Below are 11,849 nucleotides of genomic sequence, written 5' to 3'. Positions count from 1 at the left end.
GCATGCAACGGCACGGGAAGCCGGGAAAATAACTAACAGGGTACTTCCTATGAAAAAACTAATCCTGCTCTTAACCCTTTCCACATTTACACTCAAAGGTCTTCGTGCACAGGATTCGCACGTGATCCTGATCAGTATCGACGGGCTGAGACCCGAGTTTTACAAAGACCCCACGTGGTCGATGGTGAACCTGCGGCAGGGGATGGAAACCGGCGCTTATGCCGACGGCGTGAACGGCGTTTTCCCGACCGTAACCTACCCTTCTCACACCACTATGATCACCGGCGTAAAGCCGATCAAACATGGTGTCTATTACAATACCCCCGCTGAACCGCTGGAAGTGACCGGCAAATGGATCTGGGATTACAAGACCATTAAGGTACCCACGATTTTCAGCGCCGCGAAAGAAAAAGGGCTGGCAACCGCGTCGGTTTTCTGGCCGGTGTCGTTAGGCGGTCCTGCCAATTACAATATCCCGGAATACTGGTATTTGCCCGAAACGAAGGGCGGCAAGCGCAATATGACCAAAGCGCTGAGCGAAAATTCCAATCCGAAAGGTTTTTACGAGGAAATCCAGCAAAATGCCACAGGCAAGCTGGAAGAGATCGATTTCGACGGCGAATACCTGAGCATCGACGATAACCTCTCACGCACGAGCGCCTACATTATCCGCAAGTACAAGCCTTCGTTCCTGGCTGTTCACCTGGTGGCAGTAGACCATTTCGAGCATGAGCAGGGGCGCGACGGCGATAAGGTCCGCGCCGCATTAACGAGCGTCGACCGGGGCATAAAGGCCATTCTGGAAGCCATCGATAAGGCGGGGATCAAAGACAAAACCACGGTGATCGTCACCGGCGACCACGGGTTTGTGGATATTCATTCGTCGCTTTCGCCCAATGTGCTCCTCGCACAGGCGGGCTTGTACGATCCTAAAAATCCCTCGGCATGGAAAGCCTATTTCCACGCTTCGGGCGGCTCCTCCTTTCTGCATTTGAAAGATAAAAACGATACGCAAACGCTCGAAAAGGTGAAATCGGCGCTGTCCAAACTGCCCGTCGCTCAAAGAGCAATGTTTGAGATTAAAGACCGTGCAGCGCTGGATGCCGTCGGCTCCGACCCGAATGCGGCGCTGGCCCTCGCTCCCAAGCAGGGATTCACGATCGGTAATGCGGCAACCGGCGATTTCGTACGCGCGGCAAGCGGCGGTACGCATGGCTTTTTCCCTGATTTCAAGGAGATCCAGACAGGCTTTGTGGCCTTTGGCCGTGGTATCAAAAAAGGCGCGGTAATTCCCGAAATGGGTTTGCAGGACATCGCCCCGCTAATCGCGAAGTTGCTCAATATCGATTTCCCCTCAGCGGATGGCTCCGTTTATCCGGGCATGCTCGTCAAAGAATAGCATTTAGGTTTGTAAGATAGATAAGAATCAATCGGAAAGGGCGTCGCGGCTATGCGGCGTCCTTTTTTGTTTGCTCGAGGCATAATTTTTGTTGACGGTGACTTTTATGAAAAGAACCTTACAAATAGCCAATATCATCGCAGTGACCGTCACTGTGGTGGTCAATTATTTATCCAATACCGGCATTTTCAATAACAGTACCATGGCCAGCGTGTCTGCCCGGTACCAGAATCTCTTCACGCCATCCGGCTACGCATTCTCAATCTGGGGGCTGATCTACCTGTTACTGGCCGTGTTTGTGGTTTACCAGTCACGTGGCATTTCCGGTAAGCGCGAAGTTCCGGCAGTGGTGGAGAAAGTTGGCTGGTTATTTGTAATCTCCTGCGCCGCGAATTCGGCTTGGGTACTCGCCTGGCTGTATGATTTTACTGGACTTTCGGTGCTTGTCATGATTGTCCTGCTTACTTCGCTCTGGCGCATCATCGTACGTACACGCATGGAGCTTGACCTCATCCCGATCAAAAAGATCGCGCTGACCTGGTGGCCGTTTGCCATTTACTTCGGGTGGATCTCCGTCGCGCTCATTGCCAACGTAGCGGCATGGCTCACTAAAATCGGCTGGGATGGCTTCGGGCTTTCGCCGGTTGCCTGGACGGTAATCATGATCTGCGTCGCAGGGGCAGTATACCTCGTCCTGACCTGGAAACGAAACCTGCGTGAGTCGTCCATGGTAGGTGTGTGGGCGCTGGTGGCAGTAGCCGTCGCCAACTGGGAGACGGCGCCCGCGGTTGTCGATGCGGCGCTAATTGTTTCAGCCGTCATCCTGATCAGCAGCGGCATTCACGCCCATCAGAATCGCGGACAGCATTATCTCGAAGAATCTAAAAGAGCATAATGGTGCGAAGGTCTCCTTCGTGTCTACTATGTGCAAAGCAAGAGCTTTGCACGATCCTCCCCAAATTCAACCCACAATGTAATAATTAAAAGAATATTTTATCCAAAACTTTCCCCTCACGGCACCGCAGGATTAGTCGCAGTGGCCGTTCGACGATTTTAATCCCTTTTTAACATCCTTTTAACATGGTGTTAAGGATGAATTGCGGTTTTTGTATGCGTATAAGAAGCACACACCTACGAAAAGAACAATTTACAAATCGCGCACATCAAGAACAGCGCCTAAACGCATGCTCATTTTCAAAGACTTGAAACATTGAGACCAATTAAGGTCGCCCCCGCGCGGCTTCAAAATATACAAAAGACTCAATAGGTACCCGTTAAGATGATCAAAGAATTGCTGAAATATCTCCTGCCCCTGTGCATTCTCCTGGTGGACGGATACAGCAATATGTATGCGGGTTCACAGGAGCGTCAGTCATGTAATTCTCCCATTCAGATTCTTACGCAATCGGAGCATCCGAATTTTGTACAGGCATTCGATGATAACGAGCCTGCATTCCGGCTCCCCGATGCCGCCCGGAAGTTTTCAGAGTTCATCAGGACTATTTCGGAAGAAAAAGAAGAAGATTCCACCGAGTGGTTCTCGGTTAAAAAATCACCCCGCGCAGGCGGTATGCCCGCTGCTACATTTGCTTCGCGTCAGTTCTTTCCCTTTTGCTACATTTCAAAAACCCGGCCCTTACCGCGGAGTAGCTCGTTTTATTCCTCTCGCCAATATCTGAGGCTTCGCGTACTCAGAATTTGATCCCGCTCAGCGGCAGGTTATTCTACGGCCTGCCAATCCGGTCGTCGTGGTGCCAATCCCCGGCTGCTTACGACTGCCCACCGTGCCGTCAGGCACACCCATACGAACAGAAACTATCAAAAATTCCATTTTGCTAACTCCAAAAATCATCATGAAAAGAATTCTCATGCTCGTGAGCTTGGGTGCGTTGTTGTATCAGACAGGCTGTACATCGAAACACGAAGAAGAAAAAGAAAAAGAGGTTAACTATTTAGTAACAAGCCCCTTACAAAAAGACACCACCATCACAAAAGAGTACGTAAGCCAGATCCGGGCGATCAGCCATATTGAGCTGCGTGCATTGGAAAGAGGTTATTTACAGAAAATATATGTGGATGAAGGCCAGACGGTGAAAAAAGGTCAGCTGATGTTCCAGATCATGCCAATGGTATACCAGGCTGAACAACAAAAGGCGCAGGCAGAAGCCAACTTCGCCGAAATCGAATTTAAGAACACCAAAGCCTTGGCCGACAGCAATGTAGTTTCCAAAAACGAGCTGGCATTAGCCAAAGCAAAACTGGATAAAGCCAAAGCGGAACTGGGACTTGCTACCACGCACCTCGGATTTACCGAGATCCGCGCGCCGTTCAGCGGCATCATGGACCATTTCCAGGTGCGGCTCGGAAGTCTGGTGGATGAAGGCGACCTGCTCACCACCCTTTCCGACAACAGTGAAATGTGGGTTTACTTCAACGTTCCCGAAGCTGAATACCTGGATTATAAATCCGGCGAAGACGGAGGTAACCTCCTGAAAGTGAAACTTAAAATGGCCAACGAAAAGCTCTTCGACTATACCGGAGCGGTGAAAACCATCGAGGCCGATTTCAATAACGAAACAGGTAACATCGCATTCAGGGCTACGTTCCCGAACCCTAAAGGCTTGCTCCGCCACGGCGAAACAGGCAACGTTCAGATCAGCGTGCCGCTCAAAAACGCCCTGCTGATCCCGCAAAAAGCGACCTTCGAGGTTTTGGAAAAGAAATACTGCTACGTGATCGACAAGGACGGCAAGGTCCAGTCGCGCGAGATCACCATCGCGGCCGAGCTGCCGCACGTCTTCGCGGTTTCTCACGGGCTTCAAAAGGACGACAAAATATTGCTGGAAGGCTTGCGTCAGGTACGCGAAAACCAGAAGATCAGCTACAAATTCCAAAAGCCCGACTCGGTTATTTCTCACCTAAGCCTGTACGCGGAATAATCAGGTCCGAAAGCAAAAGATATGTTTAATCAATTCATACGACGACCCGTATTCGCGATAGTGATATCGGTCATGATAGTCTTCGTAGGTATACTGGCTATCAAGAAACTGCCCATTTCGCAGTTCCCGGACATTGCACCTACCACTGTTAACATTTTCATCGCCTACCCGGGATCAAGTGCCGACGTGTTGGTGAAATCCACGCTCATTACGCTGGAACAGGCCATTAACGGTGTTCAGGATATGCGTTACATTGCTACCGATGCCACCAGCGCCGGTGAAGCGACGCTGAGGATTATCTTCGAACCTGGCACCGACCCGAACGACGCGGTTATCAGGGTAAAAACCAGGGTTGACCAGGTAATGCCGCTCCTTCCTGAACTCGTTCAGCGCGAAGGGGTTATTATCACCCCAATCCAGCCGAGTATGTTGATGTATGTCAACCTCTACTCCAAGACAAAGAGCATTGACGAGAAATTCCTCTTCAACTACGCAACCGTTAAAATGATCCCTGAAATTCAGCGGACCAAAGGGGTAGCGCGGGCGCAAATCCTCGGTAGCCGCCGTTACGCGATGCGTGTGTGGCTCAACCCCGACCGTATGCGTGCGTACAGCATTTCAGTAGAAGAAGTCATGAAGGCGCTCGGCGAGCAGAGTATCATCGGTCGTCCCGGCCGGATCGGACAAAGCTCGGGTATCGAAGCGCAGTCTTTGGAATATGTACTGACCTACAAAGGCCGTTACAGCGAGCCGAAGGAGTACGAAGATATTATTATCCGTGCCAACGCCCAGGGCGAAAGCATCCATTTGAAGGATATTGCAACAGTGGAGCTGGGTAGCGAGTTCTTCGATATTTACTCCAACCTCGACGGGAAGGCCTCCGCAGCGATCGTATTGCGCCAGAACTATGGCAGTAATGCGAGTGATGTAATTAGAGAGGTAAAGCAGAAACTGGACGTCATGAAGGCCTCCTTTCCTCCCGGCATGGATTACAAGATCAGCTATGACGTATCGACGTTCCTCGACGCTTCCATCGAGCAGGTAATCCACACGTTGCGCGACGCATTTATCCTCGTGGCCATTGTGGTGTTCATCTTCCTTGGCGACTGGCGTTCGACGTTGATCCCTATCCTCGCGGTACCGGTATCCTTGGTGGGTGCATTCTTTGTGATCCAGGCATTTGGTCTTTCGATTAACCTCATCACCCTTTTTGCGCTTGTATTGGCGATCGGTATTGTGGTCGATGATGCGATTGTGGTGGTAGAAGCGGTCCATGCCAAGATGGAAGAAGAGCCGCATTTATCACCATTTAACGCTGTTAGAAAAGTTCTTGGAGAGATTTCAGGTGCAATTATCGCGATCACCGCGGTCATGGTATCGGTGTTCCTGCCTATCTCATTCATGTCGGGTCCTGTGGGTACCTTCTACCGCCAGTTCTCGATTACCATGGCGAGTTCTATCGTCATCTCGGCACTTATCGCCTTGACGCTCACGCCGGTATTGTGTGCGATCATGCTCAAAAACCACCACGGCCACGAGCGCAAGAAAAACCCGCTTACCCGTGCGCTGGACAGCTTCAACCGCGGATTCGATAAGATGACCGGGTGGTATGTCCACCTGCTGCGGCTGATCGTGAATCGCCGCGTAGTCACATTCGTTATTCTGGGCTTATTCTGCGCGGGTATCTGGTATGAAAACTCAGTGGTACCGGCCGGTTTTATCCCCAACGAAGACCAGAGTACCATTTACGCGATCATCCAGACCCCTCCGGGCTCTACTTTGGAAAAAACCAATGAAGTCTCACGCCGTCTGCAAAAGATTTGCGAGGAAGTCGAGGGAATCGAATCGGTGTCGTCTCTGGCAGGTTATGAGATCATGACGGAAGGTCGCGGTTCCAATGCGGGTACCTGTTTGATCAACCTTAAATCGTGGCACGAGCGTAAGCATAATGTGAAGGAGATCATGGAGGAGCTTGAACATGCTTCGAAAGGACTCGGAGCGACAGTGGAATTCTTCGAACCACCGGCAATCCCCGGCTTTGGTACCTCCGGCGGTTTCTCAATGCGTCTGCTTGACAAAAACACCGACACCGACTACCACGAGTTCGACAGGATCAACAAGGCGTTCATGGAAGACCTTGGTAAACGTAAAGAGCTGACCGGTTTGTTCACCTTCTTCGCTGCGAACTACCCGCAATACGAGCTGGAAATTGACAACAAGCTGGCAATGCAGAAAGGCGTTTCGATCGGAAAAGCGATGGATAACCTCAACATTATGATCGGTAGTACTTACGAACAGGGCTTCATCAAGTTCAACCAGTTCTTCAAAGTATACGTACAATCCGATCCTCAATTCAGAAGGCTTCCTACCGACCTTTTGAAGCTGTTTGTGAAAAACGATGCTGGCGAAATGGTGCCTTACTCGTCGTTCATGAAGCTCAAAAAAGGCCAGGGACCTAACGAGATCACGCGTTTCAACTTGTATAACTCCGCGGCGATCCAGGGACTTCCTGCCAAAGGCTACACCACAGCCGAGGCCATTGCGGCGATCCGCGAAGTGGCTGCCAAAACACTGCCAAAAGGCTACGATATCGCATTCGAGGGGCTTTCCTATGACGAATCGATCCGCGGTAACGAATCGCTGATCGTGTTCATGATCGTGTTGGCGTTCGTGTACCTGGTACTTGCGGCGCAGTACGAAAGCTTCATCATTCCATTGGCGGTGGTTACTTCCCTGCCTGTGGGGGTATTCGGTTCATTCCTTGTACTGAACCTGATGGGCCTGGAAAACAACATCTACGCACAGATCGGTCTGATCATGCTCGTGGGGTTGTTGGGTAAAAACGCCGTATTGATCGTCGAATTCGCCGTCCAGAAACGGCAGGAAGGTGCCACGATCCTTGACGCAGCCATTGAAGGTGCCAGGGTTCGTTTCCGTCCGATCCTGATGACCTCATTTGCGTTCGTGGCGGGTCTGATCCCCCTGATCATCGCCACCGGCGCAGGTGCGATCGGTAACCGTACCATCGGTGCCTCGGCACTGGGCGGGATGTTGTTCGGTACCATTTTCGGGGTCATCATCATCCCGGGATTGTATTACATATTTGCCAAAATAGCAGATGGCCGACAGTTGATCAAGAATGAAGACGACAGCCCGCTGTCCGAAGGATTCGTACACGCCATTGACGCATTCCCACATTCAGAAGATAACGACGAACATGCGAAATAAGAGAATATTGAACTGGGCCGGCATCGCGTTTATCGGGCTGACCTACTCGGCCTGTAACATCCCGGTGCTGACCCAGAGAACAGAAAATAAAGTGGTACCTGTGAGCTTCAACGGCTCACAGGATTCCACCAACACCGGTAAGGTCAGCTGGAAAACGTTTTTCACGGACCCTAACCTGAATGCGCTCATCGATACCGCATTCAAAAACAACCAGGAGTTGAACATTACGATGCAGGAAATTGCCATCTCGCAAAACGAGATCCAGGCCCGCAAGGGGGAATACCTGCCATTTGTAGGCCTGCGCGGCGGTGCGGGCGTCGAAAAAGCGGCACGCTACACCAACATCGGTGCCAGCGAAGCTACTACCGACATCAAACCCGGCAGGGAAACCCCCGACCCGCTTCCGGATGTGAATATCCAGGCGGTGGCACGCTGGGAGGTCGATATCTGGCACAAGCTGCGCAACGCGAAAAAAGCAGCGGCAACGCGGTATTTGTCGTCCATCGAAGGCAAAAACTTCATGATGACTAACCTGGCGGCCGAAATCGCTAACTCCTATTACGAACTGCTCGCACTGGACACGCAGCTGGCCATTATCCGCCAGAATATCGACATCCAGACCAATGCATTGAAGATCGTAAGAATGGAAAAAGAAGCGACCCGTGTTACCGAGCTGGCCGTTCGCCGCTTTGAAGCACAGGTGCTGAAAACGCAGAACCTGCAATATGGTATTCAGCAGCAGATCGTCGAAACCGAAAACCGGATCAACTTCCTGGTCGGACGTTACCCGCAGCCGGTACAGCGTACGAGCCAGGGTTTCGAAAGCCTCGTTCCGAACCTGGTGCAGGCCGGTATCCCTTCGCAGTTGCTTTCCAACCGCCCGGATATCAAGCAGGCCGAGCTCGATCTGGAAGCTGCAAAAATCGATGTGAGCGTAGCGAGAGCTAATTTCTATCCGTCACTGGGATTGTCGGCCAGCCTTGGCTTACAGGCTTTCAGCCCGATTTACCTCGCCCGCGTACCTGAGTCGATCATGGGATCGCTGATTGGCGACCTGGCTGGTCCGGTGATCAACCGTTACGCCATCCGTGCGGGTTATGCCAATGCGAATGCGCGCCAGATCCAGGCGATCTATAACTACGAGCGTACGGTTTTGAACGCGTACATCGAAGTGGTAAACCAGCTTTCGAATATCAATAACCTCGAAAAGAGCTTCGATCTGAAAACGAAGGAAGTGGAAGCGCTGAACCAATCTACCACTATTTCGAACCGGTTGTTCGCCTCGGCCCGCGCCGACTACATGGAAGTGTTACTGACCCAACGCGACGCGTTGGAGTCAAAATTCGAACTGATCGAAACCAAGATGCGCCAGATGCATGCCACGGTGAATATTTACCGGGCATTGGGAGGCGGCTGGAATTGACAGATTAACTTAGGATGTGGTTTTTTGTAAAGATTCTCCCGGCTTTCGGGGGAATCTTTATTTTTTGCCGGAAAGGTTTTCCGGCACCTGAACCAACTTATTGGATAAGAAACCTGTTTCCCGGGTTATGGCACTAAAAATATTGTCCGTAGCGGTCTTAGTCCTCGCAGGCCTGTTTGGCTACGCAATGCATGTAATGCGCTGGCTCCCGTGGCAAAAGCCAGTTTTCGAAACCGCCATTCCGGCAAACTGCGTAGCGGGTACATCGAAAGCGATACTGGTTTTTTCCAAAACAAACGGCTATCGGCATGCGTCGATCGAAGCGGGTGTGAAAGCTATTCGGGAGGAAGCTCGAAAGCGCGGCTGGGAAGTAATCGCAACAGAGAACGGTGCTTATTTTCATGAAATTTGCCTCAAATCCTACAAAGCCGTCGTGTTCCTTTCCCCCACCGGCGATTTCCTCACCGACGACCAGCAGCGCGCATTTGAAAAATACATCGAAAATGGCGGCGGCTATGCGGGCATCCATTCCGCTTCCGATTGTGAATACAAATGGGAATGGTACGGAACGCTGCTCGGTACACGTTTCCGGAACCACACCTTTCTGCCCTACCCTATTCCCAAAGCTGAAATCGTAACCGAACCCGGCGCGCATCCGGCTATCGACGGCCTGCCCGCCCGGTGGTCGAAGCACGACGAATGGTACAATTTTCACGAAAGCGTACGCGGAAAACCTGGTTTTCAGGTGCTATTGACGGTCGATGAAAGCACCTACCCCGCATTCTGGCCCAAAGCGATGCGCGGAGACCATCCTATTGCGTGGTCCAGGCCGGTTGGGAAAGGAAGAATGTTCTACACGGCCATCGGGCACAATGCGACAACATACAGCGATCCTACGGCCATGAAACATATCATGGGCGGGATCGCCTGGGCTGCCGGCCTGTAAAGTTCCGCCAATGTCAAGCGATTGTTACCCAACCATTAAGCAAACCACTGATTACAAGCAATTTTAGAGGCAAAATAGTGTCCTGCATTAACATTCCGTTAAGCTTCTAAAAGTGACGCCCGGCCATTTTGCCGTGTGAGTATTTTTAGTTTTTAAACTACTCACAAATCATAATGCAAAAGAAATCTTTACTTGCACTGTTGCTTGCGGCAGCCTTCATGAATGGTTGTACCGACCATGCTCCTCAAAATCCGGTACAGGAAGACCCTTCGTCCTTCAAAGAAGTAGCGGGCGTGGACCTGGGTAACGTAGCTGCGGCCGAAATCTCTGCTTACGATCCCGCTTCCAAAAGACTGTTTACGGTTAATAATGAAAAAGCCGCTATCGTGGACGTGCTCGACCTCTCGGCATTCCCGACCGTCACGAAGCAGCAACCTATCGACGTTTCGGCCCTCGGCGGCGTAGCCAATAGCGTGTCGGTTTCTGACGGAAAGCTGGCTATTGCCCTCGAAGCAACCAACAAGCAGGCAAACGGCAGCGTGATCGTACTGAATACGAGCACCTTGTCGATGATCAAACAGATCACCGTCGGCGCATTGCCCGACATGGTAACATTCAGCCCGGACGGCCGTTTCATCGTTACGGCGAACGAAGGCGAACCCAATCCCGATTACAGTGTCGATCCCGAGGGTTCGGTGTCCATTATCGACGTTACAAACGGATATAGTGTTAAAACACTCAATTTCGCCGCTTTTGACGGAATGTACGGCGCATTGGCACCAAAAGGTTTCCGCAAGTTCGGGCCTAAGGCGACTTTCGCACAGGACATCGAGCCTGAGTACGTAGCCATTTCCGACAACTCCCAAAAGGCATTTGTAACCTTGCAGGAAAATAACGGCATAGCCGAAATCGACCTGATCAATGGCAAGGTACTGAACATCCATCCGCTCGGCACGAAGGATATCAGCTATATCCTCAATTCGCTGGACGCCAGTGACGACGACAAAAAAGTACAACTGAAAAACTGGCCGGTCAAATCGTTCTACCTGCCGGACGCAATCTCATACTTCACCGTAAACGGTACCCCGTACTTGATCACCGCCGACGAAGGCGATGCCCGCGAATACAGCGCATTCGACGAGCAAAAGCGCGTGAGCTCGCTCAAACTAAACCCGGTTTATTTCCCTAATGCCGACGAGTTGAAAAAGACTTCGAACCTCGGACGACTACGTGTAACCAGCACACGTGGCGACTTTGAAAACGACGGTACTTTCGAAGAACTTTACAGCTTCGGCGGCCGCGGTTTCAGTATTTTCCACGCGGCCGATATGAAACGCGTGTACGAATCGGGTAACTCGCTTGAACAGGAAGTGATTAAGGCCGGTGCTTACGACGACAGCCGCTCCGACGATAAAGGCGTGGAGGCCGAAGGCGTTACGGTAGGCTGGATGAATGGAAAGCCTGTTGCATTCATCGCCATGGAACGAGTAGACGCAATAGGTGTTTACGATCTGACCAACCCCGGCGCTCCGCAATTTCTGCAAATCGTCAAAACCGGCGATGCGCCGGAAGGTGTGCTCTTCATTGCGGCAGATAAGAGCCCGAATGGCAGAAGCCTGCTGATAACCAGCAACGAGGAAGATGGCACGGTGAAGTTCTTTCAGCCGTAACAGACCAGTACAGTGCAGAGAAAAGCCGCCCGGGGTAACCCTGGGCGGCTTTTTGTTTTTATTTACCCAAAATATCTGAACCCGGCAGGTCTACAGATTGCGCAGGCCGCCTGAAGGATGGTCGTATACCCGAAAAACAGCATTCTATAAAAATTTGATAACCAACTGGTTACAAGTCAAAATCATTTCTTAAAACGCTTTGAACAACAGATTATTTACTTAAATTAGATACCAGTCACCCTAT

At 51.3% G+C, this 11,849-nt stretch carries 8 protein-coding genes; all 8 read left to right on the top strand.

The window, feature by feature from the left end; genetic code table 11:
• The first annotated feature begins 49 nt into the window (after positions 1-49).
• The 8 genes from IEY24_RS06290 (at position 50) to IEY24_RS06255 (ending at position 11,605) form a co-directional block, all read left to right on the top strand.
• Positions 50-1,399, top strand: coding sequence for an alkaline phosphatase family protein (locus tag IEY24_RS06290; protein WP_229221489.1), 1,350 nt, complete (start codon positions 50-52; stop codon positions 1,397-1,399).
• 106 nt (positions 1,400-1,505) lie between these two features.
• Positions 1,506-2,294: a TspO/MBR family protein gene (locus IEY24_RS06285; RefSeq protein ID WP_188929723.1), complete on the top strand. Its 789-nt coding sequence runs from the start codon at positions 1,506-1,508 to the stop codon at positions 2,292-2,294.
• Positions 2,295-2,678: 384 nt separating this feature from the next.
• On the top strand, positions 2,679-3,101 hold the full coding sequence (locus tag IEY24_RS06280) for a hypothetical protein (protein WP_188929721.1): 423 nt from the start codon (positions 2,679-2,681) through the stop codon (positions 3,099-3,101).
• A 151-nt stretch (positions 3,102-3,252) separates the two neighbouring features.
• Positions 3,253-4,338, top strand: a complete 1,086-nt coding sequence (locus tag IEY24_RS06275; RefSeq protein WP_188929719.1) for an efflux RND transporter periplasmic adaptor subunit — start codon at positions 3,253-3,255, stop codon at positions 4,336-4,338.
• 21 nt (positions 4,339-4,359) lie between these two features.
• Complete coding sequence (locus IEY24_RS06270) at positions 4,360-7,566, top strand: efflux RND transporter permease subunit (protein ID WP_188929717.1); 3,207 nt, start codon at positions 4,360-4,362, stop codon at positions 7,564-7,566.
• Positions 7,556-8,989 (top strand): TolC family protein, encoded by a 1,434-nt coding sequence (locus IEY24_RS06265; protein WP_188932198.1) that lies wholly within the window; start codon positions 7,556-7,558, stop codon positions 8,987-8,989. Before IEY24_RS06270 ends, IEY24_RS06265 begins: the two co-directional genes overlap by 11 nt.
• A 127-nt stretch (positions 8,990-9,116) precedes the next feature.
• Entirely contained in the window at positions 9,117-9,935 is an 819-nt protein-coding gene (locus IEY24_RS06260) for a ThuA domain-containing protein (protein WP_188929715.1), read from the top strand.
• 173 nt (positions 9,936-10,108) lie between these two features.
• Positions 10,109-11,605: a choice-of-anchor I family protein gene (locus IEY24_RS06255; RefSeq protein ID WP_188929714.1), complete on the top strand. Its 1,497-nt coding sequence runs from the start codon at positions 10,109-10,111 to the stop codon at positions 11,603-11,605.
• The last annotated feature ends 244 nt before the right edge of the window (positions 11,606-11,849 follow it).

The sequence above is a fragment of the Dyadobacter endophyticus genome (assembly GCF_014641595.1).
Taxonomy (GTDB): Bacteria; Bacteroidota; Bacteroidia; order Cytophagales; family Spirosomataceae; genus Dyadobacter; species Dyadobacter endophyticus.
Note: the sequence above shows the minus strand (reverse complement) of the source record. Positions and strands in the feature narration are given on the sequence as shown.

Coding starts and splice junctions, on each gene's coding strand:
- IEY24_RS06290 (WP_229221489.1), top strand. CDS start 50: ATGAAAAAACTAATCCTGCTCTTAACCCTTTCCACATTTACACTCAAA.
- IEY24_RS06275 (WP_188929719.1), top strand. CDS start 3,253: ATGAAAAGAATTCTCATGCTCGTGAGCTTGGGTGCGTTGTTGTATCAG.
- IEY24_RS06260 (WP_188929715.1), top strand. CDS start 9,117: ATGGCACTAAAAATATTGTCCGTAGCGGTCTTAGTCCTCGCAGGCCTG.
- IEY24_RS06255 (WP_188929714.1), top strand. CDS start 10,109: ATGCAAAAGAAATCTTTACTTGCACTGTTGCTTGCGGCAGCCTTCATG.
- IEY24_RS06265 (WP_188932198.1), top strand. CDS start 7,556: ATGCGAAATAAGAGAATATTGAACTGGGCCGGCATCGCGTTTATCGGG.
- IEY24_RS06280 (WP_188929721.1), top strand. CDS start 2,679: ATGATCAAAGAATTGCTGAAATATCTCCTGCCCCTGTGCATTCTCCTG.
- IEY24_RS06285 (WP_188929723.1), top strand. CDS start 1,506: ATGAAAAGAACCTTACAAATAGCCAATATCATCGCAGTGACCGTCACT.
- IEY24_RS06270 (WP_188929717.1), top strand. CDS start 4,360: ATGTTTAATCAATTCATACGACGACCCGTATTCGCGATAGTGATATCG.